We start from the raw sequence: 24,376 nt of genomic DNA, 5'->3' as shown, positions 1-24,376 counted from the left end.
AATGACTGATACTTTTTGGGCTTTTGTTGGGTTAATTCTTTTTCTAGCTCTTTTGGTTTATTTCAAAATTCCACAGATGATTGTACACCATCTTGATGCACGAGCAAAGCGTATCAAAGAGGAGCTTGATGAAGCTCTGCGTCTTCGTGAAGAGGCACAGGAGGTGCTGGCTGAATATCAGCGCAAACACGCAGAAGCAGAGAAGGATGCCCAAGAGATTATTGCAGCAGCTAAGCATGAAGTTGCAGCTATTATCGCTCAGGCTCGTACAAAAACGGAAGAATATGTAAGGAATCGCAATAAGTTAGCAGAGCAAAAAATTGCTCAAGCAGAAGCTCATGCAATACGTATGGTTTCTTCATCTGCTATCGATTTAGCAGTTTCTGCTGCACGTACACTTATAGCAAAAGAATTAGATTCTAATAAAGCGAATGAACTTATTAAAGAGTCTCTTGGTGAAGAATTTCTTACCAAAATGAAAGCATATCTTAATTAATGATTAATGGCAGTTTGGAGTATTTAATTTTAACAGCATAGTGCCTTTTTAATATTGGGTGTTTTATCTTTTTCAGATTTTTCTCGTACTACTAATTTTCGCACTTAGTTTAGAGAAATGCTCTACCTTGTCCTCAAGTTTATCTTGTGACACTGTCATGGATGGTATAACGCAAGATCTGTAGGACGCTATTATTTTTTATGCTCATAAATACTACAAGTTAGTATCATTATTTTAATTTATTAGCTTGAAATGTTGTGGCTGTTCTTGCATTTAAGCGGTTCATGGGAAGTGTATTTGCTATTTTCAAATAGTTTTTCCCTATGCGCTGCTGTGAAGTAAAAATAAACGTTTTGTTATTCATAGGGAGTTCTTACTATATTTGATGTTTCTCATAGAATATGTAAAACGATGAAATACCATTATAAGCCAATATCTTGTTGTTTGATAATTACACAACTTTTTGAGCAGTTATCATAAAGTAATATTTACATTACAAATTCTACAACTGCTTTTAGAATTGTACCAAAATTCATGCTGGAATTTTCCCATAATATTTTTTAATATTTAATAACAGCAAGTAGAGAAATTTTATCTTCATCATTTTTTATTTAGAGAATGTTTAAATTTTAGACTACAAGTTTTGAGAAATCTGCTACTGCTTCTGTAATGGTATGGATACGTTTGAGAAGAGTAAGGCGGTTAGCGCGAATATCAGGATTTTTATCATTCACCAATACTTTTTCGAAAAATATATCGATAAGTTTCCCAAGTGGCGCTAGCGTAGTGAGTGCACCTGATAAATTTGTTGTATTGATGTGATCACGAACTTTTTTTTCTACCTCAATGATTTCTTGATAAAGCTGTTTTTCTTCTGTTTCAATAAAGAGTTCAGGAGTAATTTCGTTTGCTATTATTGTGCCTTTTGGGAATGCATTTTCAAGAATATTTACAGTGCGTTTTGCAGCGGCCAAAAAGCTGCTTCCATCACTTGTATTGATAAAGGCAATAAGTGCTTCGACACGACGCGTGACTAATAAAAAGTCATCAGCATCTTTGTTTAAGACTGCTTCAATAGCATCATAACGGGCACCTTCTTCTTTTAGATAGATTTTCAAACGTTCATGAAAAAAGGACAACAAGTCTGTTAAAACATATTGTACTTTTTCTGGAAGTATATTCTGCGACTGTTCAGTTTCTATTGGGGATATTTCATGTTTTATTTTTTGTTGTAAAAAAAGATTTGTTGCCAAATTAAACAGTGGCATAAGATTGATTTTCCAGTCACGCGAAAGCACAAGCTTAATAATTCCTAATGCTGCTCGTCTTAACGCATAAGGATCTTTTGAACCGGTTGGTTTTTCATTAATGAGCCAAAAACCAATGAGCGTATCAATTTTATCAGCCAGAGCAATTGTTATAGCAAGAGGTTCTTGTGGAACACGGTCTGTTGGTCCTAGAGGTTTATAGTGGTCTTCGATTGCTTCAGCTACGCGAGGATTTTCTCCCTGAAGAAGAGCATATTTTCGTCCCATGAGTCCTTGCAGTTCAGAAAATTCTCCAACTACTTCTGTTTGCAAATCAGCTTTTGCGAGTACTGCTGCACGTTTAGCTAAGAGAGGATTTGCTTGCACTAAAGGAGCAATTTTTTGTGCCATGATAGCAATTCGTTCTACTCTTGCACCTTGTGTACCTAATTTTGCATGGAAAGTTACATTTAAATGATCAAGTCGTGCCATCCTTTGATCGAGAGGTTTCTTTAAATCAAGATCAAATTTTTTTGCAGAAGATTCCAATTGCTTGATATCGGGCAAATTATGCTGGTCTGTCTGCCAAAAATAGAGCGCATCGGAAAGACGAGCACAGACAACTTTACTATTTCCTTTAGAAATTTCTTTGCCTTCATCATTTGCAAGGATATTAGCAACGAGAATAAAATGATGAGAGAGCTTGTTCTTTTCGCCCTGTTTACGGGTTACAAAACATTTTTGATGGGCTCGAATGGTCAAGCGAATGATTTCTGGAGGGATATCAAGGAAAGATTTGTCAAAATTACCCATAAGAACAACAGGCCATTCAACAAGTCCAGCAACTTCTTCTAAGAGAGCACTATCTTGAACCAGTTCTAAACCGTTTGCAAAGCAAAGATTTTGGGCATCAGCCAAAATAATATTCTTTCGCCTTTCGGCATCGAGAATAACTTTATGAGCTTCAAGTTGGGCGATATAATCATCAAAACGGCGAATTTGGAGTGGTTTCTCCTCACTTAAGAAGCGATGACCGTAGGTCAGATTATTGCTTTTGAGAGAATCAATTGTAAATGGAATAACATGTGTTTCACCAATTTCTGGTCCGAAAACGCAAAGAATGTTTTGTAAAGATCGAATCCACTTTAGTACTCCACTTTTTGCTGAATCTTTACCCCAACGCATAGACTTCGGCCATGGAAAGTTGCGAATAATATTTGGTAAAATATCGGCAATAATTTCTTCTGCATTCCGACCTTTTTTGATGATTTTAGCGATATAAAAATCGCCTTTCTTATGATCATGTGCAATGTGTGCCTCAGAAATGTTGCTCAGTCCTGTCGCGCGTAGGAAGCCATCAATTACGTGCTGTGGTGATTTTATATTGGGTCCTTTGCGTTCTTCATAGATATCTTTTGAGCGCATAGAAATTCCACGTACGTCTAATGTTAGCCGACGAGGTGTCCAATATTCACGAGCAGCTTTATAGGTTAATCCCGCCTTTACAAGTTGATCCGTAACAGACTTTTTGAGGTCGGCAGCAGCTTTGCGTTGCATCCGAGCAGGAATTTCTTCGCTAAAAAGTTCCAGAAGAAGATCAGACATTAGGCCTCTCCTTTAGGGGGTATTTGACCGGCTTTTGTGAGCAAGAAAGCTTCTCCACAGCGGCGTGCGAGATCACGAATGCGAAGAATATAACTTTGTCGCTCAGTCACAGAAATAACACCACGTGCCTGCAAAAGATTAAAGATATGACTAGCTTTAATACATTGGTCATAAGCTGGAAAAACACACAGATGTAGACCATTTTCTTGATTTGGTTTTCCAGCTTCAAGAAGTGCGATGCATTCGCGCTCTGCATCGATAAAATGCTGGTGTAGCAATTTGGTATCAGCAAACTCAAAATTGTAGTATGAATATTCCTGCTCTGCTTGTAAAAAAATATCCCCGTAACTTATTTTGTTTTCGTCATCTAAGCCATTAAAGTTAAGATCATAGACATTATCAACACCCTGTATATACATTGCTAGACGTTCAAGCCCGTAGGTGAGCTCTCCTGAAACTGGAGCACACTCAATGCCACAAACCTGTTGAAAATAAGTAAATTGAGAAATTTCCATTCCATCGCACCAACATTCCCACCCAAGCCCCCAAGCTCCTAAGGTTGGACTTTCCCAATCATCTTCAACAAAGCGAATATCATGAAGTTTTGTATCAAGACCAATGGCTTGTAGTGACTTTATATAAAGTTCTTGTAAATTGGGGGGAGAAGGCTTGAGAAGAACTTGGAATTGATAATAGTGCTGTAAACGATTTGGATTTTTACCATATCGACCATCTGTTGGGCGTCGAGAAGGTTGAACGTATGCCACTTTCCAAGGGCGTGGACCCAATGAGCGTAGTGTTGTAGACGGATGAAAAGTTCCAGCCCCGACTTCCATATCATAAGGTTGCAAAATTGCGCATCCATAATGAGCCCAATAATTTTGTAAAGTTAAGATAAGCCCCTGAAAAGAACGTGTTGGATTAAGATGTTCAGGTAGTTTCACGCTTTATACTCTTTAATATTTAATCAATAGACAAAAACGAAAGGAACTTCAGTTTCTATACTTGTCTATTGTCTCATAGGGTTATGGTCAAGCATCGTTATTTATTGCAAACCAAATTTCAATTTCTTTTGGATTTCCTTCGCGTTTTTTGCGTCCCCATCAATTGCATGATTCCACTGAAATATTGCTTCACGTTTGCGTCCAACTTGCCAATAGGCATCACCTAAATGATCATTTAATGTTGGATCTTCAGGATGTAATTTGACAGCATTTTCTAGTATTTGAACAGCTTGGTTATATTGTTTAAGTTTGTAATAAGCCCATCCTAGAGAATCAAGGATGTAACTATTTTGCGGTTGTAATGTAGAGGCTTTTTGCAACATATGGAGTGATTCTTCAAGCTTTTCACCACGTTCAACAAGTGAATAGCCTAGATAGTTAAGGATTTGCGGTTGATCAGGGAAAAATTCAAGTGCTTTTCGCAGATCAATTTCGGCTTTTGTCCATTGTTGCGAATGTTCGAAAGCGATACCGCGCTGGTAAAAAAGTTTCCAATCATCTCGTTGAAATTTTTTTATCCTTGCAATGGCATGATTCAGAATTTGGATAGCCTCGACAAATCTATTATCTTGTATATAAAAAGCGGCTAACGTTATCAAAATGGAGCGATCGTTGGGAAATTTTTTCTTTAATGACAAGAGTAATTTGATAGCTTCATTGTAATTATCATCATTTGCAAAGAGAAATGCAAGTTGAAGTTGTCCATCTCTATAATAAGGGGATTGATGCGGTAAGGCGCGGTAAAGTTTAATGGCTTGATTAGGATTCCCCAATTTAGTAGAAATATTTGCCAATTGAAATAATGTTGCGTCATTTTGAGGGTACAAGGCGAAAGATAACTGTTTGAAAATAAGTGCAATTTGTCCTGAGTTTTTGTAGTTGAGAGCTGTTCCAAAGTTGTACAATACCTCTCCCGCTCCTTGTTGAGGTGTTTTTACGAACTTTTCTAAGGAAGCACTTTTTTCAACTTTTTCTCGTATGTTTTTGAGTGTTTCTCGGCCTGACAACTTTTGTTCTCCATGTTTGAGAGTTTGAAGAGCTTGGTTACGCATTTTATGGCGCAATTGAAATGAAGCATAGGCTATTATAATACGTTCATAGGTATTAGGGGCGATAAGAGTTCCCTGTTTGTTATTGAGTGCTTGAATAAAATATTTTTTTGCGTCTCGTGTACGTTCTGCAAGATCGCTCATGAGTGCGAGATGATAATGTATAAAAAGGTTGTACCAATCAGGCCCTTTGATTTTTTCAAGATCAGCAATTGCTTGAGATTTTTGTCCAGATCCGAATGTAATCCACGCACCAATGAGTTCAATTATTGGATTATTGGATGCTGGAGGTGCTTTTAATTGCAAAAGAAGCTTGGCATTTTTGTAGTCTTTTTTTATAAGGCTTTCTACCGATAACGTTAAGGAAACAAAGGGAGTTATAATATTTTGTTCTTTTAATTTTTTTGCTTGCTGAACAGCTTCTTTGAATATTCCCATGGAGAGCATGGCTTCAAGGAGCTCTTTTTGTGTTTCAATGTTATCAGGTTTATGAGCAAGTGCTTGTTTAAAATAACTGATAGCAAGATCTGTTTTATTTTCATGATTTGCGACCCTTCCAGCTAAATAGGCGCCTGCAAATGAAGTGGTATTTATAGCGGCATTTATTTTGCTGTAGGTAGCTGAAGTCATCAACATGATACCCGCAATAAAGAGAGTAAAAAAGCGGGATATTGTCGCACTGTGCATAGAGCTAGTCCTTTTTAAGATAATCAATAGATTTTGTGGTTTGTAGATTATATCCGATTACTTTATTGAAAAATATTATGATTCTTGCAAATAATCAGTTTACGCGTGCAATACAAAAATCAACAGTTTCGACGAGTGCATTGTGAGCGAGGCTTTTGTTCATTGAGGCAAGAGCAGCGATTGCACGTGTTCCATAGATGCGTGCTTGCTCTATTGTATCTGAGAGGCTATCATATTTTTCTATTAAGTATTGCGCATGTGCGAAAGCTTCATCATTGTTATTGCCGTTTTCAAGAGCTTGTTCCCAGAATGCTTTTTCTACTGTATTACTACGTGCGTATGCGAGAATAACAGGCATTGTGATTTTACCTTCTCTAAAATCGTCCCCTATATTTTTTCCTAAATGTTTAGCTGTGCCACCATAGTCAAGCGCATCATCAATTAATTGGAAAGCTAGTCCTAACAATGTACCATATTCACGTAATGCAGAACGCTCTTTATCTTTATAGCCTGCAATAATTGGTCCGACTTCAGCAGCAGCTGAAAAAAGTGCTGCTGTTTTTGCATTGATAATTTTGAGATAGTCTGAAGCACTGGTTTGTATATTTTTTGCTGCAGAAAGTTGCATAACCTCCCCCTCAGCAATGATTGCAGCAGCGTTCGCTAGGACAGAAAGCGCTTCTATAGAGCCAACATCAACCATCATTTTAAAAGCTTGTCCTAACAGGAAATCACCAACAAGTACGCTTGCTTGATTTCCCCAAATCATTCGAGCAGTAGACTTTCCGCGTCGTAAATTACTTTCATCAATCACGTCATCGTGTAACAAGGTTGCTGTATGCATAAATTCAACAGCTGTTGCAAGTTTTATATGCCCATCACTTTGATAACCAAACATATGAGCGGAAGCTAATGTGATCATTGGGCGTAATCGCTTTCCACCTGATGAAATAAGATGGTTGGAAATTTCAGGAATCATTTCAACCTCTGATTTTGCCATAGAGAGGATAAATTGATTTACGCGCTCCATATCATGTTGGGTAAGATTAATAAGGGATTGGAGGGATATTTGATTATTTCTTATTTGATTTATTTTTGTGGCTACACTCAATGTGTTTGCTCCTAGAGTATTGCAATGGACATATATGAATTCTATTTTGTCTACTAGCATAAAGGGGCTTTTGTTTTGACTCAAGCTTTTGATGGTTATTTTGAAGCAGAAGTCTTGGTTGATATTGGCAAGGAATATTTTAAAAACTTGTGTAATATTGTTGTAATGGAGTTGTGGGAAAAATTTGAAACAGTTTTTTAACAGCAATTGATAGTAAAAAGTGCAGTTTATAAAGATGGACATTAGGTTTTTAAATGGACGAAATAGCGAATCAAAATGATGAAACAATTGACGGTTTTCATCGTGGAAATTTTTATTTGGTTCAACCACGTAAATATGGTCATCGTTCTGGCGTAGACGCTATGTTGTTGGCCAGTTTAGTGCCCAATGATTTTAAGGGTAAGGTTGTTGATTTAGGGGCTGGGGCTGGTGCAGCTGGATTAGCAGTCGCCTCGCGTTGTTTAGAGGTTCATGTTACATTGGTTGAGCGGTCAGATTTTATGGCATCTTACGCTAAAAAAACGCTTACGCTAGAACAAAATAAGAAACTTGCTAAGCGAGTGTGCTTGTTAGAAGCAGATGTTACTTTTAAAGGCAAAGAACGCTTAAAAGCAGGATTGGCGGATAATTCTTTTGATTTTGCAATTATGAATCCACCTTTTAATAGTCCTTCTGATCGCAAAACACCCGATAAACAAAAGCTTGAGGCACATGTTATGCCTGAGGCTATGTTTAATAATTGGTTGCGGGGTGCAGCGGCGATTGTCAAGCCGGGCGGGTATTTAGGGCTAATTGCACGTCCGCAATCGTTGATTGACGTATTGCGTGCTTCAGAGGGGCGCTTTGGTGGTATATGTATAATTCCTATTCACGCACGCGCTGCAACGGCAGCAATTCGCTTTTTATTTTATGCAAAACGAGGAAGCAAAGCGAATCTATCTGTATTGCCGGCGTTAGTTATGCATGAGAGTGGTGATCATGCTTTTTCACCTTGGATTGATGCTATTAATAATGGACGCATAAGTTTGTGGGAATTTTTTAAATAATATCTTGTGTTTTTCAATTTATTATTTAAATTCGGGTTAAACTTTTAGCTTTTTAGGAGATTTTTATTATGGATGAAATCGGCTGTGAGTTTGCATTTTGGAGCTGTTTCTGCACTTTGCTGTGCAGTTATGCTCTCCCTTTTTTATTCCCTTGTCTTTTTCCCTAACTTATAAGGAAAGCCTATTTTGATGGATTTTATCAAAAGTCTTATTCCAAGCCGTTTTTATTCCAGTAAACCTGAAATTCCTGTCGTGCGTCTTCAGGGGACGATTATGGATTCTTCAACGGCATCAATATCGCGTACACTTTCGCTAGGCAGGTGTGCCAATCTTTTAGACAAGGCTTTTTCTTACAAAAAAGCACCAGCTATTGCCATCGTTGTTAATTCTCCTGGTGGATCACCTGTGCAGTCGCGTCTTATTTTTAAGCGTATTCGTGATTTAGCTGAGAAAAAGAATAAACAAGTTCTTGTCTTCATTGAAGATGTTGCAGCATCGGGTGGTTATATGATCGCTTGTGCTGGGGATGAAATCTTTGCTGATCCTTCCTCAATTGTTGGCTCCATTGGAGTTGTCTCGGCTTCCTTTGGTTTTACTGAGCTTTTGAAGAAGATTGGCATCGAACGGCGCGTTTATACAGCAGGAAAGAACAAGGTTACATTAGATCCTTTCCAGCCAGAGAAAAAGGTGGATGTTGAGCATTTAAAATCTCTACAACTCGAAGTTCACCAAACTTTTATCGATTTAGTTAAGGAACGGCGTGGAGAAAAATTATCAGACGACTCAAATATTTTTACAGGAATGTTCTGGAGTGGAAAGAAAGGCCTTGAACTTGGTCTCGTTGACGGATTGAATGATGTACGCTCTGTTATTAAAGAGCGTTTTGGAGATGATACCAAACTGCGATTAATTGCTCCTCCAAAAAGTTTTCTGGGGCCTAAAATTCCTTCAGGAGTTACTGCTGATGTAATTTATACAGCAGTTGATAGTGCATTGGCAGCGGTGGAAGAGCGGGCGCTTTGGCAGCGTTATGGTTTATGATTAGAATAGTGATTCTATAATATGCTAAATTTAATTAATAATTTTACTGAAATAGCAGTGGTGAGAGGTAAAAAGCCTTGAAATGATACGAATTGCATTCAGTTTGTTTTGTATTATAGTCCTCCTTCTTTATTGTTTTTTGAGGAAACGATTGCGGGGTATTTACCGTGTAGAAGCTACGCAAAATACGGGTAAAAGGAGCACATTGGTAAAGGATCCTTATACAGGCGAATATGACGTCAGATGATATCGGATGTACAAGCTCCATTCAGAGGACATTCTTATGTATTTACACCCATTAAATTGAATTTAGCTTTACATGTTGTAGGACAGCGCTCTGATGGTTATCATTTAATAGAAAGTTTGATTTATTTTAGTCTTAGCGGTGATTGTTTAGGTTGTGCACCTTTTATAAGGGATCACTTCATTTTGACAGGTCCCTTTGCGGATGAGCTTGCTTCTGATTCAGATAATTTAGTTATTTGCGCACATGATTTTATGCGCAAAAATTTTCCTGAAAGTGCTAAACCTATCTTTTTTCAACTTGTTAAAACGTTACCTGTTGCTTCAGGAATTGGTGGTGGTTCGGGTGATGCAGCCGCTGTTTTGAGTCTATTGCGTCAGCAGTGGAATCTTGGTTGTTCTTGTGAAGAATTAGCAAAAATGAGTTTAGAGCTTGGCGCTGATGTGCCAATGTGTCTTTTTGCATTGGAATATCAGCAGTCACTTTTTGTGAAAGGAATTGGGCAGGATATTACACGACTAAAAGACGCTTGTTCTCTTGCAATGGTATTGGTTAATCATGGTCAGCAAATTGCAACGAAAGCTGTTTTTATGGCTTTAGAAAATTGCAATCATTCTCCTCTGAAAATTGATCCCGTAGCCTTAAAGACTGTTGATTCATTAGTTGAAGCTTTGAGGGAAACGCGTAATGATCTTTTTGCTCCTGCTTTAAAAATTGCACCTCAATTAACACAAGTGTTATCTATATTAGATGAATGTGGCTCTCTTTTTTCTCGTATGTCTGGGACGGGGGCAACTTGCTTTGGTATTTTTAAAGATCAACAAGCAGCCCAAAAGGCAGCTTTTTTTATCAAATCACTGCATCCAAATTGGTTTGTGAAACCTATCATGACTTTAGGAAAGACTTAAGAGACAAATATAAAGGTAAAAGATTTGCTTAATAAAGATTCTGTTATGTATAATAGAGAGATTAAGCAAGAGAGTAGGCATTTTTTATTTTTCAGATCAAGTTAGTACATGCTAGGTTAATACGCTAAAAGAGGAATCAAATGCAGTGCAGGGTATTCTGTATTGAGTTTTTTTGTTTTTATGTCTGTGCAAGAGTTCACTAAGATGTTTGGTAAGCTTTTTACCCTGTAGGGCTTGCAGAAAAGAGGCAGGCTATAAAAATGTGGTTTTATTGTATTTGTGATTTATGAAAGATGTTTAATTTACCGCTTCAGCCAAATTTTTCACGTGAATTGGATTTGCAGAAACAGGGTTTTTTTTATATAGCGGGTGTTGATGAAGTCGGACGTGGACCTCTCGCTGGGCCTATAGTAACAGCAGCAGTCATTTTGGATAAAGACCATATTCCTGATGGGCTAAATGATTCAAAAAAACTTTCTATTCTACAACGCAGGAAACTATATAATAAAATTTTGCAAAGTGCATTAGCGATTTCAGTTGCTAGTCTTTGTGCCCGTACGATTGATCAGTCTAATATTAGAAAAGCAACTTTAGAAGCGATGCGTCGTTGTATTACAGGATTAGCAATTCCAGTACATTATGCACTCATTGATGGACGTGATATTCCTTCCAAGCTACCATGTTCGGCAACAGCTTTGATTAAAGGTGATCAGCGTTCGGTTTCAATTGCAGCAGCATCTATTATTGCCAAAGTGACGCGTGATCGGATGATGGAATGTGCAGGACAAGTTTATAAAGATTATGGTTTAGAAAAGCATGTAGGTTATGCAACGCCAGCGCATCGTGCGGCTCTTAATAAATATGGGCCAGTTGTGGGATTACATCGTTATAGTTTTGCACCACTCAAAGGGTAGGAAATATGGTTAAAATCAATAACTTATTATAAGAGCAAGGGATTTAGTGGTTATTGATTTTATTATGTTTTTTTGCCTCAATCCCTAACTTTTTTGGAGCTTTTTTATCGCTTCTAGTGCTAATCTTTTACGATCTGCGCTCTTTGTATAATGGGGTGGCATGCTGTCGTCCGTCCAACCAAAAAGTGCTTTCAATTGTGATACCGTTGCCCCTGAATTAGCAGCACGTGTTGCTGCTAATTTTCTCAAACCATGTGCTGATTTTTTAATACCTGCTTGGTTGCATGCTTTATAAAACATTTTGCTAAAGTTATCTTTAGATGTTTTTTTTCCGCATTTGCTACAAATAAATGTTTCTTCACCAATAGGACCAATTTTAAGAGTTTCTGCTAATTCAGGCAAAATTGGGAGAAAAACATCTGTTTAATATTTGCTTTTCTCTGTCTTGAGATGAATGATATTATCTTTGACATCTTTCCAACCAATTTGTACCGCATCACCACGACGCAAATCCGTGTAAAGAAGGACGTCAATCCAGACGCGTTCGTGCGTACCTAAAGTCCATTGTTTATAATATTTTTCAACATCTTCTTCTGTCCAAACAGGAAAGCCGCTTGTTTTTTTGCACGCAGGTCTTTTGACCCCTAAAGTTGGATTATTTTCTAAAAGATCTTGTTCAATTGCACATTTAAAAAGCCCTTTAAGCGCTTTTAGAAAACTTACAGCCATTGCTGGTGTTTCTTTGCGCCGTTCAACACCGGCTATGATATGTTTCTTTTCGATTGCTTGGTATGGAATATTTCCTATAGTATCACACACCTTCATAAGGATGAGTTCTCTCTGTCTTTTTGTGACTTTAGCAAGGTTATGCCAATGAACACTGTTAAAATACTGTTTAAGCAGCCATGCAAATGACCCTTCAACAAGTTTACCGGTTTTGGATTTAGGAAGTATAAGTGTAGTTTGACAGTAGGTTTTGTACTAAGTGGGGAGAGGTGGGATTAATTAAGAATAGGTGGTAATTTGTTGTTTTTATGCGTATTTTTTTACCATTAAATGCGCGTTTTTTCAAAAGAAATTTTGACACCAAAAATTGCAAAAAAGAGTGAAAAATCGTAAAAATCGGAATTTAGTGCTAAAAATGAGAGAAGGCTTTGAAAGGTCTTGGAAAATACTTTGAAGGACCTTTGAAGATCCTTTGAGACTCCCGTGAAAACCCTGTGAAAAAAATAAATTTCTGCATAACCTAGTGGCAAATTATGCAAGACGTGCCGTCAAGCTACAATGAGACTGCTTCTCTCTATGAAAAAAGAAGCACATATTTGTCGTGAGAGTTTTGCAATAAAGCCTTTAAATTCTTTGAGTTATGAAATTGTTAACATGTCTGTTAGAATTTTAAATGTTTTTTCACAAGAGGACTTAGCAGAATTCAAAAAAATAATGGAGGAAGTTGCCAAAACAAGATATGTTTTGTAGAGGCATGTTGGAAAAAAACTATTCCCTAACCTTTATTTACGAACCCTGTACCTTGAAAAAATATAAAAATCAATGGGATATATGAATGAAAAGGAGTATAATATCACGCAAAGAGCGCTATAGGGATGATAGGTTATGACGATTCTGCCTCTCAATAGTGCTTCGATAAAAGAGGCAGTTGCACTTCTTAAACAAGGGAAGTTAGTGGCTCTACCATCAGAAACTGTCTATGGACTGGCAGGTGATGCAACCAATGGGAGGGCCGTGTCTTCTATTTTTTTTACAAAGAGGCGACCACAATTTAATCCTCTTATTGCGCATGTAAGCAGTATTAGCATGGCGGAACGCTACGTTGAAATTGATTTTCTTTCGCGTCGATTGATGGAGGTATTTTGGCCAGGGCCTTTAACGTTAGTTCTGTCTTTAAAGACACAGCATAATATCCATCCTTTAACTACTTCTGGTTTGAATACATTGGCTGTTCGTTTTCCAGATAGCCATTTTGCAGAAGTTGTACAATGTTTTGGTCGACCTCTCGCTGCTCCTAGTGCAAATAGATCAGGATGTCTTAGTCCCACTTCGGCTGAAGCTGTTTTTGCATCTTTAGGGGAATCTGTTCCTCTGATACTTGATGGAGGACCTTCTAAAATAGGGCTTGAATCAACGATTATTAAGGTTTGTAATGAAAGTATTTATCTTTTACGTCCTGGAGGGCTTCCGGCTGAAGAGATTGAAAAAGTTGCAGAAAAATCGCTGAAGCGGATAGATCAACGAGCTGCGATTGAGGCACCTGGTATGTTAAAATCGCATTATGCACCCAATGCGGCGGTGCGTTTGAATGTGCAAAAGGTAGAAAGTAGTGAAGCACTTTTAGCATTTGGACCTAAACGCATTGCACATAGTGAAAACGCCGTTTCTGTTTTAAATCTTAGCGAAAGAGGGAAGTTGGAAGAAGCTGCTTGTCATTTATTTCAATACATGAAGGAATTGGATGCACTCAAGGTGAGATGTATTGCAGTGGAGCCTATTCCGTCATATGGATTAGGTGAGGCTATTAATGATCGTTTAATACGTGCTGCAGCTCCAAAGGAGGAATGAAGATGGAGCAGGAGCTAATTGAGAGCTTTAGAAAAATTGTTGGCGTGGCACATGCTGTAACGGATCAGGCATTGATCGCACCATATTTGATTGATGAACGTGGGCTTTTTCATGGAAAAACACAGTTGCTTTTACGCCCATCTTCCACAGCGGAGGTCTCATCAATTATGCGACTAGCTAACCAAACACACACGCCGATTGTACCTCAGGGGGGGAATACAGGTCTCGTAGGTGGTCAACTGCCAGATGAAAAAGGGTGTGGCGTTCTTTTATCTATGGAACGATTAAATAAGATTAGATGTCTTAATCTTGAGGGTAATTTTGCTGTGGTGGAAGCTGGTGTTATTTTACAAAATTTACAGAAAAAAGTGGATGAATCTGGTCGTTTTTTTCCTCTTTCTCTGGCTTCAGAAGGTTCTTGTCAGATAGGGGGAAACCTCTCATCTAACGCTGGAGGGACCGCTGTTATAGCGTATGGCAATATGCGTGAGCTTTGTCTTGGTTTAGAAGTTGTTTTGCCTGATGGCCGTATTTTGGATGATTTGCGTTTTGTAAAGAAAGATAATAGCGGCTATGATTTGAAAAACCTTTTTATTGGTGCGGAAGGCACTTTAGGCATTATAACAGCAGCAGTTTTAAAGCTTTTTCCAAGGCCTAAAGGAAAAGCAGTTTCTTTGGTAGGCTTGGATAGTCCAGCGAAGGCTCTAGCTCTTTTATCTCTTGCTCAATGTCATGGAGGAGGGATGTTAACTGGCTTTGAGCTTATGGGAAAAATTAGCTTGCAAATGGCTTTAAACTACAAGATGTGTAAGAAGCTTCCTCTTGAGCGTGAGCATGAATGGTATGTATTGATTAATATTGCATCATTGCAGAGCGATGCAGAGGCATTATCAGTACTAAGTGTTATTTTGGAAGAATCTTTAAAGAATGCTGTGATAGAAGAGGCAGTTGTTGCGCAATCATTAAAGCAGCAAGATTTTTTTTGGCAATTGCGTGAAAGTATATCATCTGCACAGAAGTTAGCGGGAGGGTCTATTAAGCATGATATTGCGGTGCCTCTTGCTTCTATTCCTGATTTTATCGCTGAGGCAGCACATATTGTTGAAGATATTGCTCCAGGAGCGCGGGTGGTTTGTTTTGGACACATGGGCGATGGGAACCTTCATTACAATATTACGCAGCCTGTTGGAGCTGATACTGCAGCGTTTTTGCAATTATGGTCACAAATGAATCACCGGATTCATAGTCTAGTAATGCATTATCAAGGTGCATTTTCTGCTGAGCATGGAATTGGTCAACTTAAGCGTGAGGAACTTCGCGCTTTCAAATCACCTGTTGCGTTGGATATTATGCAAGGGATTAAGAAAATGCTCGATCCTTTAGGGATTATGAATCCTAGAAAAATATTATAATTCGAGAAAGATAAATTTTATCTCGTGTTTTTGTTTAGAATTCAATAACCAAAAAAGAAATCAGTTGTTTTTTATTCAATCTTTTAATAATCCAGTGGGGAAAAGCTGTTAAAGGGTGTATATTATTTAAAATAAATTGGGACACTATATATGGCTAATCAATGCTTTAATCAGGCAAAAGCGGTGCTTGAGTTTCGGTTAGATCCGTGCCATTTGCCACAAACAACGGCATATTTTTCATCAAAAACAGGCAATCAAATAATTTGTTCGTTAAATGAGCGCGGTGTTTTTTTTAAAATGGATACTCTCTCGAGTTTATCACGTTTAGTGCCGTCTTATCATTTTAAAGGAATTGCGGCGCGCGCTGTAAAAACGCGTTCAGGAGAAAAAGCTGTTGCATTAGAGTTGTTTCATGCAGATGAGGAAACTTGCATCCCGCTTTTAGTTTCTAGAGATTTGAATAATGTTCTTCTAGATTGGCGATTATGGGCGGATACTTATGGCCTTCCTATGCTTATGATCAATGAAGATAATCGTGTTATGGTTGTCAAAGATCGTTCTGATTTACGTCGTTTTTTGGGTACGACGATGCATTCTAAACAAAAGTATTTTTCACTTCGTTGTAGCAATCCATTAGGTTTACGTTTGGTGATCGCAAATCGAGTTGCGCTACAGTAGTATTGGCGCACATTCATTTTTTATTATTGTGCTGTTAGATGCATTTATTTTTACTGTATCGTTATATGTTACATTTTATTAGCTGTGTGAGAGCTCTGTTTGACAACATACGTTGGTAAGTTATAATAGAGGAAATTTCACAGGTTTTCTCTATGCAAAGGCAATGACAGCGCATGGTACTTGTTTCCAAGCTTAGATAAGCAACAAGATAATCACGGGGTTACAATCAAAATTGCATAGTCAGTATTTTTTTTAAATCATGAACAATATAGAATAGTAAGCAGATGTGTGCGTTATGCTATTATGTGAAATTATGAAAAAGACTACTCAAACGATTTAGCTTTCTCGTGCAATAGCTCGCCATCCGATATCGCGGCGGACAAAACCTTCTGGCCAATCAATACAATCAACAGCTTCATAGGCGCGTTTTTGCGTTTGGGTAATGGTTTCCCCTATTGCTGTTATATTTAAAACGCGTCCACCATTAGCAATGAGTTTTCCATTGTGTAATGCTGTGCCGGCTTGAAAAACTTTTACATCAGAAAAAGCGTTCACTTTATCAAGATTACGAATAACAGTACCTTTTTGGGGAGAGTCTGGATAACCATTAGCGGCCATAACAACGGTTAAGGCAGTTTTTTCAGACCACTGAAGGGTTTTATTTTCAAGATTCCCTTGAGCTGCGGCAAGAAGAAGTGGAAGAATGTCATCTTTTAATCGCATCATTAAAACTTGACATTCAGGATCGCCGAATCGTACGTTAAATTCAATTAATTCAGGTCCTTTTTGCGTTATCATCAATCCGACGAAGAGGATACCTTTAAAGGGAGCCCCCATTTTGTTCATACTGTGTAGAGCTGGTTCAACAATTTCTTTAAGGGTACGACTAACCATTTCCTTGGTCATGATGGGAGCTGGTGAATAAGCTCCCATGCCACCGGTATTTGCTCCAGTATCTCCATCGCCTACACGTTTATGATCTTGAGCAGATCCAAAAGGAAGAGCAATTTTACCATCACAAAGACAGAAGAAGCTTGCTTCTTCACCTTCAAGAAAAGATTCTATAACAATTTTTTCTCCTGTATTGCCAAATGTACTTTTAAAGCAAGCATCAACTGCGTTAAATGCTTCTTCCACAGTCGTTGCAACAACAACACCTTTACCGGCAGCTAAGCCATCAGCTTTAATGACAATGGGAACACCTTGTTGATGAATATAGGCTTTGGCTTTTGTAGCATCATTAAAGCATTGATAAGTTCCAGTAGGAATATTATTCTTACGGCATAAATCCTTTGTAAAAGCTTTTGAACCTTCTAATTGAGCAGCTTTTTGAGTAGGTCCAAATACACAGATATTGGCACTATTAAGAGAGTCTGTTATACCCGCCACTAATGGAGCTTCTGGTCCAACAATCACGAGATCAATAGAATGTGCTTTACAAAAATCAATAACGAGAGGATGATCATCAATATTCAAATCAATATTTTCACCAAGTTCCATTGTTGCAGGATTCCCCGGAGCACAATATAATTTTGTTAGTAGTGGTGATGTTGCTATTTTCCATGCTAAAGCGTGTTCTCGTCCACCTGAGCCGATAAGAAGAATGTTCATTGCTTGCTCCTATTACAGAAGATGATTAAATGCGTTTTCTCGTCATAAGAATGAAATGCCTCTATCGCAAGACTAAAGGTAAAATTATGTGATGAAAAAAAGTAAAGATATTGCACATATTCAATCCTGTGAAAGTCAGGGAAGGGTAATGGATGCATCCTCCAAACAATGGGTCTACAATTTTCTTCCCCGTTCATTGTGGTTTTACGCTCAATTGGCACGTTGGGATCGGCCTATCGGATGGCAGTTATTGATGTGGCCTTGTTTTTGGTCAACAACAATGGCTTTTCTCTCTTATGAAATGCATCGATATCCTTTTTTAACAATGTTACTTCATTGGTTCTGGTATCTCTTTCTTTTTTTTCTAGGTTCCGTAGCTATGCGGGGGGCAGGGTGTACTTGGAACGATCTTATTGATCATAAAATTGATTCTCAGGTGGAGAGAACACGTTCTCGTCCATTGCCAACAGGACATGTGAGCCGATTTCAGGCAAAAATTTTTATACTCTTGCAATGTTTGGTTGGTTTAGCTGTTTTATCGCAATTTAATAAGTTCAGTTTTTTTCTAGGTATTTCGTCATTGATAGCGGTTGCAGTGTATCCTTTTATGAAACGTGTGACATATTGGCCGCAGTTTTTTTTAGGTATCGCATTTAATTGGGGAGCATTAATGGGGTGGGCAGTTGTGTTTGGAAGCTTAAGTTGGGCACCAATTTTACTTTATGTGGGATCTATTTTTTGGACGATAGGGTATGATACAATTTATGCGCATCAGGATAAGGAAGATGATGCTACGATTGGTGTACGTTCCACGGCACTTCTTTTTGATGAAGGTACTAGGCGTGCTTTAATATTTTTGTATGGTAGTTTTGTGGTGCTCGTTAGCTTAGCATTTTATTTGGCGCAAGTTCCTGTTCTCAGCTTCTTAGGAATTTTTATGGCAAGCATCCACATGTTTATTCAAATTAAAGAGATTGATATAAATGATAGTTCACAATGCCTGAAGCTTTTTAAATCAAATTCATTTGTTGGTTTTATAATTTTTGTTGGTTTGATATGCGGTGGTATATGGAAGATGCTTTATTCTTTTGTTTAGTTACAATAAATTAAAAGTAAAGTCATATGCTATGCGACGCTGGAAGAGAAGAAAATAAAAAGCCAAGGATGAAATTTCTTATTTTCGCAGTTTTTTTGTCTGTTTGCATTTATAGCTAAGCTATGTATCTCAGCTTTAGAGCTCTTTTCAATAACAAAATTGCAATTTTGTCGAAGTCCTCGTTTTTATCAGATAAACTGAAAACAGACCTTAGTAAGAGTAAGTGAATCAACCACTCTTAATCTTAATTCAAATCATGCATTTTTACCTAATTTCATCAGGATTGAGACGTGCAAGATCATGTTATCTTCTTATGCTCCATTATAATATTATTGGTGACACTTTACCGTTTTTTTCACAGAATACACACTTTTGCTTGGATGAGTTTGTAATTATAACCTTTTTCCAGAGAGCATAGTGGAAAAAGTGGTTATCAGTCAAGTTTCATAACAAAGATCTATTCTTCATTTCGCAAAGAGTTTTTTTAATTGTTATAAAAACGAAGTCTTCAACAATAATTAAAGTTTGAAAAATTAGGGATAAAGTTTTTGCTTTTTCCAATCATCATATTCGACAGAATCACGTGTAAAAAGCAAGCGGTCATGTAAACGAAATGGGCGATCACGCCAGAATTCGATAGAAAGGGGTTTAACGCGAAATCCAGACCAATAAGGTGGACGCGGGATATTTCCTATTGCATAACGCGCGGTATATTGGGCAATTGCTTTTTCGAGGACAAAACGGTTTTCTAATTGTTGAGATTGTTTGGACGCCCATGCTCCAATTCGGCTACCTCGTGGACGTGATTGGAAATACGCATCTGCTTCTTGATCACTGACTTTTTCAACAACTCCCCTAATTCTGATCTGCCGACGGAGCGATTTCCAATGAAAACCTAAGGATGCTTTCATTGATTTTAAAATTTCTTGTCCTTTTTGGCTTTCATAGTTGGTGTAGAAGACGAAGCCTTGGGGATTGTAATCTTTGAGAAGAACCATGCGAACATTAGGCAAGCCCATTTCATCAACTGTTGCTAATGCCATAGCATTAGGATCATTTATTTCGCTTAATGTTGCTTCTTCAAACCACTTTTCAAAAAGCGCAAAAGGTTTTTGCATTTGCATAAAATCGTCGTCTGTTTGTATTTTATTGTTCATAGGATCTCCAAATGTCGGCAAGTATGACTGAGAAGCTCTTTAACTTACTTTGTCATTAAGGAATAAAGCGCTGTTTTTCTCTTATTTCAAAAAGCCAATGCTATTATATCCTATGTAGGATGGTATCTTAATCATTTTTGTTATTAGCGTAGAAAACAATGCGCTATATTAAATAAAATATTTATTTTATCTGGTATTTTAGTTTCTTTATAGACATATAAAGAGAGAAAATCATTCTTTAGAAGAGATTGATGAAGCTGTGAGGAATATTGAAAAACATATCAGTTAATATTTTGAAAACACAAAAATTGAAAAGAGGGCAATATGCGTGATCCGTACACGATTCTGGGTGTGGCACGTACCGCAAAACCGCAAGAGATTAAGTCGGCATTCAGAAAATTAGCAAAGAAATATCATCCAGATCACAATATGGATGATGCAAAGGCTAAAGAAAAGTTTTCTGAAATTAATCAAGCCTATGAAATTATAGGTGATAAAGACAAAAAAGCACAATTTGACCGTGGTGAAATTGATATGGAAGGAAAACCACTGTATCAAGCCTATGGTGCTGGTGAAAATTTTAGAAATAGTCACAATCCTTTTTCAGGAGGAGCAAAAGGTTTTGATTTTGGTTCTTCAGGCAGTGCAGGTTTTGATGCGGGTGATATTTTTCGCGATCTATTTAGGAGAGGAGGAGGTTTTTCAAATTCTGCAAAATATGATCGATCTCAACAAGGGGCGCATGTTCGTGCCAATCTTTCCGTTACATTGGAGCAAATGGTTGGTGCAGAAAAGGTGGAAGCAATTTTTCCTAATGGAAAAAAATTAAAAATTAAACTTCCAGATTATGTTGAAGATGGTCAAATTATTCGCTTAAAAGGACAAGGAGAAGAGGTGGCTTATGGGCAAGCAGGAGATGCGTTGGTAACTATATATATTCAAAAACATCCTCGTTTGCGGGTTGAAGGAAGGGCACTCCATCTTGATTTACCAGTCTCTCTTACACATGCTGTTCTGGGAGCAAAAGAAGAAATTGAGACTTTGGAAGGGCGTGTGGTTTTGACTATTCCAGCTTGGTCAAGCTCTGATCGTGTTTTACGGTTGAAAGGAAAAGGGCTTCGTTTAAAAAACGGCAAAAGAGATGATCTTTATGTGCATGTTCGTGTCATGTTGCCGGAAGGTAGAGATGCAGCATTAGAACAGTTCCTGCAGATGCGAAAAGGTTAATTTTTTAATTATATAAAAGCATAGTTTTTGTTTGATTTGAAACCAATTGCTTGAAGAAAAAGCTGACCTATGTCATAGGCAGATAAATAATATTAATTTTAGGTAACAATGGGGCAATGCTGATGGCTAAGGGTAATGGTTTATTGTACGGCAAGCGTGGTTTAATTTTGGGATTAGCCAATAATCGCTCTATCGCTTGGGGAATAGCTAAAGCGGCAAGCGCTGCAGGAGCAGAGCTTGCTTTTACCTATCAGGGTGAGGCGATGAGGAAACGTGTTGAGCCTTTGACTGAGCAAGTAAAAGGGTTAGTTTGCGGTCATTGTGATGTCTCTGATAGTGCAACTATTGATGCAGTCTTTAAAGTAATAGAAAAGAAATGGGGCAAGCTCGATTTTTTAGTTCATGCTATTGGTTTTTCTGATAAAGATGAATTAAGCGGTCGTTATATTGATATTAGCGAATCAAATTTTACGATGACCATGAATATTTCCGTTTATTCCTTAACGGCTTTGGCAAAACGTGCAGAGAAATTGATGTCGGATGGAGGCTCCATTTTAACACTGAGCTATTATGGTGCAGAAAAGGTTGTTCCTAACTATAATGTAATGGGAGTAGCAAAAGCAGCTCTTGAAGCAAGCGTAAAATATCTAGCAGTGGATTTAGGACCACAGCATATTCGTGTTAATGCTCTATCTGCTGGGCCAATCAAAACGTTGGCTGCTTCGGGGATTGGTGATTTCCGTTATATCTTAAAATGGAATGAATATAATGCTCCTTTACGTCGTACGGTGACAATTGAAGAGGTAGGTGATTCTGCGCTTTACTTTCTTTCAGATTTGTCTCGTTCTGTTACGGGTGAAGTACATCATGTGGATTCAGGTTATAATATCATAGGTATGAAAGCTGTCGATGCGCCAGACATTTCTGTCGTTAAAGAATAAAGTTTTTTACAAAATTTTCTTTTACAACGGTGACTTGACCGAATTTAAAACGGCTATGATATTCTTTAAAAAAGGCTGTAGTGGCGTATATTTGACGGAGGAGCAGATCATTTTTTATGTCGCATAATACATTTGGTCATTTGTTTCGTGTAACGACATGGGGTGAAAGTCATGGCGCTGCTCTTGGGTGCGTTATCGATGGTTGCCCTCCGGGAATTACGTTTACTCTTTCAGAAATTCAAGCCTATCTTGATAAACGTAGACCAGGACAATCTCAATATACAACGCAGCGTCGAGAACTAGACCAAGTAGAAGTACTTTCAGGAACTATTGTTCAAGATGATGGGCTAACATTGGTGACAACGGGTACGCCAATTTCCCTCTTGATTCGAAATATGGATCAGCGTTCTAAAGATTATGGCTCAATTGCTCATCAGTACCGTCCAGGTCATGCAGATTATACTTATGATGTGAAATATGGTATCCGTGATTTTCGAGGTGGAGGGCGGGCTTCAGCGCGTGAGACGGCAGCACGTGTTGCGGCAGGTGCTGTTGCTCGTAAAATTGTTCCTGGTTTGATTGTACGGGGAGCGGTGATAGCAATTGGTCCTCATAATATTAATCGCAATCATTGGGATTGGTTAGAAGTTGATAACAATCCTTTTTTTACGCCTGATGCAGAAATAGTGCATGTTTTTAGTGATTATATCGATAAATTACGGAAAGCTGGTTCATCAGTTGGTGCTCTTATTGAGATTGTTGCAGAAAATGTTCCAGCGGGGTTAGGGGCACCTATTTACGCAAAGCTTGACCAAGATATTGCATCGTTACTCATGTCAATTAATGCGGTGAAGGGTGTCGAAATAGGGGATGGTTTTGCAGTAGCTCGCTTGCGAGGAGAACAAAATGCAGATGAAATGAGTATGGGAAATGATGGGAAACCACTTTTTTTATCTAATCATGCTGGCGGTATTTTAGGTGGAATATCGAGTGGACAGCCAATTATAGCACGTTTTGCTGTGAAGCCTACGTCATCAATTTTAACGCCTCGTTGTTCCATTGATATTGATGGTAATAATGTAGATGTTATCACGAAAGGGCGTCATGATCCGTGTGTTGGGATTCGTGCTGTTCCTGTTGGGGAAGCGATGGTCGCTTGTGCTATTGCTGATCATTATCTGAGACATCGTGGTCAGGTTGGTTGTGGTTAAAAGGAACGTGATGATGTATGATCAGAAAAAAATCGTTTCTGCCCTTAGGGCTTTTGAACGCGGTGAGATCATTGTGGTTACAGATGATGACGGTCGTGAGAATGAAGGTGATTTAACAGTTGCAGCTGTCCATTGTACAGAAGAAAAAATGGCATTTATTATTCGTCACACAACGGGTATTGTTTGTGCGCCTATGCCAAAAGAAGAAGCACAACGGTTTAATCTTGCGCCTATGGTATCAGATAATAATTCAGCGCACCGTACCCAATTTACTGTTACTGTTGATTTTAAACATGGAATAACTACAGGTATTTCAGCACATGATCGCGCATTAGCGGTCCGTAATCTTGCGAATTCGAATGCTGGTGCGAGCGATTTTATTCGTCCAGGACATATTTTTCCTTTGATTGCACATGAAGGGGGAGTCCTTATGCGTTCAGGCCACACGGAGGCCGCTGTTGATTTATGTAAATTAGCTAGTTTACCACAAGTTGGCGTTATTGGTGAGTTGGTGAATGACGATGGCAGTGTTAAACATGGGGATGAAGTTACGAAATTTGCGCAAGATCACAAATTACATGTGATTACGGTTGCTGATCTTATCGCTTACCGCCAGCGTAAAGAGATGTTGATCAGGCATGTTGGAGAAATACCTATTGAAACATTAGCGGGGGCAGCCGTTCTTCAAAGTTATCAACTTCCTTGGGAAAATGTTCAGCATATTGCAATCGTTTTTGGTGATATCCGTGACGGTGAAGATATTCCTGTGCGTCTGCATCGCGAAAATATTATAAACGATGTTTTTGGTCACTCTTCAGAGATTGCAGTTATCATGCGGCGTATGGTGCAAGAAGAGAAACGTGGTGTGTTTGTTTATTTGCGTGAAGGATCCATTGGTGTGCAATCAGTTATTAACGGTCAGACAATGGCAATGAGAGGTTTAGAAAACCACGCGCAGGCGATTGAACGCGAAGAAGAATGGCGCCAAATTGGTTTAGGAGCGCAAATTCTAAAACATTTAGGGATTAGTTCTGTTATTGTTTATGCTTCTAAAGAACGTCATTATGTTGGTTTAGAGGGTTTTGGCATTCGCATATCCAGAACAGATATCTTATGA

The 24,376-nt window shown here is 38.2% G+C and carries 21 protein-coding genes and 1 pseudogene; 15 read left to right on the top strand and 7 right to left on the bottom strand.

Features of this window, described 5'->3' with window-relative positions; all coding sequences use genetic code 11:
- Position 1 precedes the first annotated feature (1 nt).
- The gene (locus tag MCO_RS05430) at positions 2–496 is read left to right on the top strand and encodes a F0F1 ATP synthase subunit B (RefSeq protein WP_007553125.1); all 495 of its coding nucleotides are present in this window, start codon (positions 2–4) and stop codon (positions 494–496) included.
- Between the two features lie 629 nt (positions 497–1,125).
- Here the strand turns inward: MCO_RS05430 and glyS are convergent.
- The 4 genes from glyS to MCO_RS05410 form a co-directional block, all read right to left on the bottom strand.
- Complete coding sequence (gene glyS, locus MCO_RS05425) at positions 1,126–3,348, bottom strand: glycine--tRNA ligase subunit beta (RefSeq protein ID WP_007553124.1); 2,223 nt, start codon at positions 3,346–3,348, stop codon at positions 1,126–1,128.
- Positions 3,348–4,292 carry a glycine--tRNA ligase subunit alpha gene (locus MCO_RS05420; protein WP_007553122.1) on the bottom strand — a complete coding sequence of 315 codons (945 nt, stop codon included), beginning with the start codon at positions 4,290–4,292 and terminating at the stop codon, positions 3,348–3,350. Before MCO_RS05420 ends, glyS begins: the two co-directional genes overlap by 1 nt.
- A gap of 101 nt (positions 4,293–4,393) precedes the next feature.
- The gene (locus tag MCO_RS05415; protein WP_007553120.1) at positions 4,394–6,088 is read right to left on the bottom strand and encodes a tetratricopeptide repeat protein; all 1,695 of its coding nucleotides are present in this window, start codon (positions 6,086–6,088) and stop codon (positions 4,394–4,396) included.
- Positions 6,089–6,182: 94 nt separating this feature from the next.
- Positions 6,183–7,259: a polyprenyl synthetase family protein gene (locus MCO_RS05410; RefSeq protein WP_007553119.1), complete on the bottom strand. Its 1,077-nt coding sequence runs from the start codon at positions 7,257–7,259 to the stop codon at positions 6,183–6,185.
- Positions 7,260–7,274: 15 nt separating this feature from the next.
- On the opposite strand from MCO_RS05410, the gene MCO_RS11500 reads away from it, so the two are divergent.
- The 5 genes from MCO_RS11500 to MCO_RS05390 all read left to right on the top strand — a co-directional run bounded on the left by MCO_RS11500 (position 7,275) and on the right by MCO_RS05390 (position 11,352).
- The gene (locus MCO_RS11500; protein WP_256364618.1) at positions 7,275–7,400 is read left to right on the top strand and encodes a hypothetical protein; all 126 of its coding nucleotides are present in this window, start codon (positions 7,275–7,277) and stop codon (positions 7,398–7,400) included.
- A 53-nt stretch (positions 7,401–7,453) separates the two neighbouring features.
- Positions 7,454–8,245 carry a tRNA1(Val) (adenine(37)-N6)-methyltransferase gene (locus MCO_RS05405; protein ID WP_007553118.1) on the top strand — a complete coding sequence of 264 codons (792 nt, stop codon included), beginning with the start codon at positions 7,454–7,456 and terminating at the stop codon, positions 8,243–8,245.
- 189 nt (positions 8,246–8,434) lie between these two features.
- Positions 8,435–9,286 (top strand): S49 family peptidase, encoded by an 852-nt coding sequence (locus tag MCO_RS05400; protein ID WP_007553117.1) that lies wholly within the window; start codon positions 8,435–8,437, stop codon positions 9,284–9,286.
- A gap of 243 nt (positions 9,287–9,529) precedes the next feature.
- Positions 9,530–10,438, top strand: coding sequence for a 4-(cytidine 5'-diphospho)-2-C-methyl-D-erythritol kinase (locus MCO_RS05395; RefSeq protein ID WP_007553116.1), 909 nt, complete (start codon positions 9,530–9,532; stop codon positions 10,436–10,438).
- A 293-nt stretch (positions 10,439–10,731) separates the two neighbouring features.
- Positions 10,732–11,352, top strand: coding sequence for a ribonuclease HII (locus tag MCO_RS05390; RefSeq protein WP_007553115.1), 621 nt, complete (start codon positions 10,732–10,734; stop codon positions 11,350–11,352).
- Between the two features lie 84 nt (positions 11,353–11,436).
- Here the strand turns inward: MCO_RS05390 and MCO_RS05385 are convergent.
- A pseudogene (locus MCO_RS05385) lies at positions 11,437–12,309 on the bottom strand (tyrosine-type recombinase/integrase); the annotation flags it as partial.
- Between the two features lie 345 nt (positions 12,310–12,654).
- Between MCO_RS05385 and MCO_RS10590 the strand changes: the two are divergent.
- From MCO_RS10590 to MCO_RS05360, 4 genes are all read left to right on the top strand, one after another.
- Positions 12,655–12,828, top strand: a complete 174-nt coding sequence (locus tag MCO_RS10590) for a hypothetical protein (protein ID WP_007553109.1) — start codon at positions 12,655–12,657, stop codon at positions 12,826–12,828.
- Between the two features lie 135 nt (positions 12,829–12,963).
- Complete coding sequence (locus MCO_RS05370; RefSeq protein WP_007553108.1) at positions 12,964–13,926, top strand: L-threonylcarbamoyladenylate synthase; 963 nt, start codon at positions 12,964–12,966, stop codon at positions 13,924–13,926.
- A 2-nt stretch (positions 13,927–13,928) separates the two neighbouring features.
- Positions 13,929–15,338, top strand: coding sequence for an FAD-binding oxidoreductase (locus MCO_RS05365; protein WP_007553107.1), 1,410 nt, complete (start codon positions 13,929–13,931; stop codon positions 15,336–15,338).
- Between the two features lie 150 nt (positions 15,339–15,488).
- On the top strand, positions 15,489–16,016 hold the full coding sequence (locus MCO_RS05360) for a DUF6101 family protein (RefSeq protein WP_007553106.1): 528 nt from the start codon (positions 15,489–15,491) through the stop codon (positions 16,014–16,016).
- A gap of 336 nt (positions 16,017–16,352) precedes the next feature.
- Here MCO_RS05360 and purD read toward each other — a convergent pair whose 3' ends face one another.
- Entirely contained in the window at positions 16,353–17,627 is a 1,275-nt protein-coding gene (gene purD / locus MCO_RS05355; RefSeq protein WP_007553105.1) for a phosphoribosylamine--glycine ligase, read from the bottom strand.
- 91 nt (positions 17,628–17,718) lie between these two features.
- Here purD and ubiA point away from each other — a divergent pair, with 91 nt between their 5' ends.
- Positions 17,719–18,723: a 4-hydroxybenzoate octaprenyltransferase gene (ubiA, locus tag MCO_RS05350; protein WP_007553104.1), complete on the top strand. Its 1,005-nt coding sequence runs from the start codon at positions 17,719–17,721 to the stop codon at positions 18,721–18,723.
- Between the two features lie 533 nt (positions 18,724–19,256).
- Here ubiA and pdxH read toward each other — a convergent pair.
- A complete protein-coding gene (pdxH, locus tag MCO_RS05345; protein ID WP_007553103.1) occupies positions 19,257–19,880 on the bottom strand; it encodes a pyridoxamine 5'-phosphate oxidase in 624 nt (207 codons plus the stop codon).
- Between the two features lie 324 nt (positions 19,881–20,204).
- On the opposite strand from pdxH, the gene MCO_RS05340 reads away from it, so the two are divergent.
- The 4 genes from MCO_RS05340 (at position 20,205) to ribB (ending at position 24,376) form a co-directional block, all read left to right on the top strand.
- Positions 20,205–21,107, top strand: coding sequence for a DnaJ C-terminal domain-containing protein (locus tag MCO_RS05340; protein WP_007553101.1), 903 nt, complete (start codon positions 20,205–20,207; stop codon positions 21,105–21,107).
- Positions 21,108–21,229: 122 nt separating this feature from the next.
- The gene (gene fabI, locus MCO_RS05335) at positions 21,230–22,048 is read left to right on the top strand and encodes an enoyl-ACP reductase FabI (RefSeq protein WP_040298912.1); all 819 of its coding nucleotides are present in this window, start codon (positions 21,230–21,232) and stop codon (positions 22,046–22,048) included.
- Positions 22,049–22,164: 116 nt separating this feature from the next.
- Positions 22,165–23,259 carry a chorismate synthase gene (gene aroC / locus MCO_RS05330; RefSeq protein ID WP_007553099.1) on the top strand — a complete coding sequence of 365 codons (1,095 nt, stop codon included), beginning with the start codon at positions 22,165–22,167 and terminating at the stop codon, positions 23,257–23,259.
- 10 nt (positions 23,260–23,269) lie between these two features.
- On the top strand, positions 23,270–24,376 hold the full coding sequence (gene ribB, locus MCO_RS05325; protein WP_007553098.1) for a 3,4-dihydroxy-2-butanone-4-phosphate synthase: 1,107 nt from the start codon (positions 23,270–23,272) through the stop codon (positions 24,374–24,376).

Origin of the sequence: Bartonella sp. DB5-6, from assembly GCF_000278115.1 — a bacterium.
GTDB lineage: Bacteria > Pseudomonadota > Alphaproteobacteria > Rhizobiales > Rhizobiaceae > Bartonella > Bartonella refiksaydamii.
The sequence above is the reverse complement of the archived record's forward strand: the minus strand, read 5'-3'. Positions and strand labels throughout refer to the sequence as shown.

Coding starts and splice junctions, on each gene's coding strand:
- MCO_RS05430 (WP_007553125.1), top strand. CDS start 2: ATGACTGATACTTTTTGGGCTTTTGTTGGGTTAATTCTTTTTCTAGCT.
- glyS (WP_007553124.1), bottom strand. CDS start 3,348: ATGTCTGATCTTCTTCTGGAACTTTTTAGCGAAGAAATTCCTGCTCGG.
- MCO_RS05415 (WP_007553120.1), bottom strand. CDS start 6,088: ATGCACAGTGCGACAATATCCCGCTTTTTTACTCTCTTTATTGCGGGT.
- MCO_RS05410 (WP_007553119.1), bottom strand. CDS start 7,259: ATGCTAGTAGACAAAATAGAATTCATATATGTCCATTGCAATACTCTA.
- MCO_RS05405 (WP_007553118.1), top strand. CDS start 7,454: ATGGACGAAATAGCGAATCAAAATGATGAAACAATTGACGGTTTTCAT.
- MCO_RS05400 (WP_007553117.1), top strand. CDS start 8,435: ATGGATTTTATCAAAAGTCTTATTCCAAGCCGTTTTTATTCCAGTAAA.
- MCO_RS05395 (WP_007553116.1), top strand. CDS start 9,530: ATGATATCGGATGTACAAGCTCCATTCAGAGGACATTCTTATGTATTT.
- MCO_RS05390 (WP_007553115.1), top strand. CDS start 10,732: ATGTTTAATTTACCGCTTCAGCCAAATTTTTCACGTGAATTGGATTTG.
- MCO_RS10590 (WP_007553109.1), top strand. CDS start 12,655: ATGAAAAAAGAAGCACATATTTGTCGTGAGAGTTTTGCAATAAAGCCT.
- MCO_RS05370 (WP_007553108.1), top strand. CDS start 12,964: ATGACGATTCTGCCTCTCAATAGTGCTTCGATAAAAGAGGCAGTTGCA.
- MCO_RS05365 (WP_007553107.1), top strand. CDS start 13,929: ATGGAGCAGGAGCTAATTGAGAGCTTTAGAAAAATTGTTGGCGTGGCA.
- MCO_RS05360 (WP_007553106.1), top strand. CDS start 15,489: ATGGCTAATCAATGCTTTAATCAGGCAAAAGCGGTGCTTGAGTTTCGG.
- purD (WP_007553105.1), bottom strand. CDS start 17,627: ATGAACATTCTTCTTATCGGCTCAGGTGGACGAGAACACGCTTTAGCA.
- ubiA (WP_007553104.1), top strand. CDS start 17,719: ATGAAAAAAAGTAAAGATATTGCACATATTCAATCCTGTGAAAGTCAG.
- pdxH (WP_007553103.1), bottom strand. CDS start 19,880: ATGAACAATAAAATACAAACAGACGACGATTTTATGCAAATGCAAAAA.
- MCO_RS05340 (WP_007553101.1), top strand. CDS start 20,205: ATGCGTGATCCGTACACGATTCTGGGTGTGGCACGTACCGCAAAACCG.
- fabI (WP_040298912.1), top strand. CDS start 21,230: ATGGCTAAGGGTAATGGTTTATTGTACGGCAAGCGTGGTTTAATTTTG.
- aroC (WP_007553099.1), top strand. CDS start 22,165: ATGTCGCATAATACATTTGGTCATTTGTTTCGTGTAACGACATGGGGT.
- ribB (WP_007553098.1), top strand. CDS start 23,270: ATGATGTATGATCAGAAAAAAATCGTTTCTGCCCTTAGGGCTTTTGAA.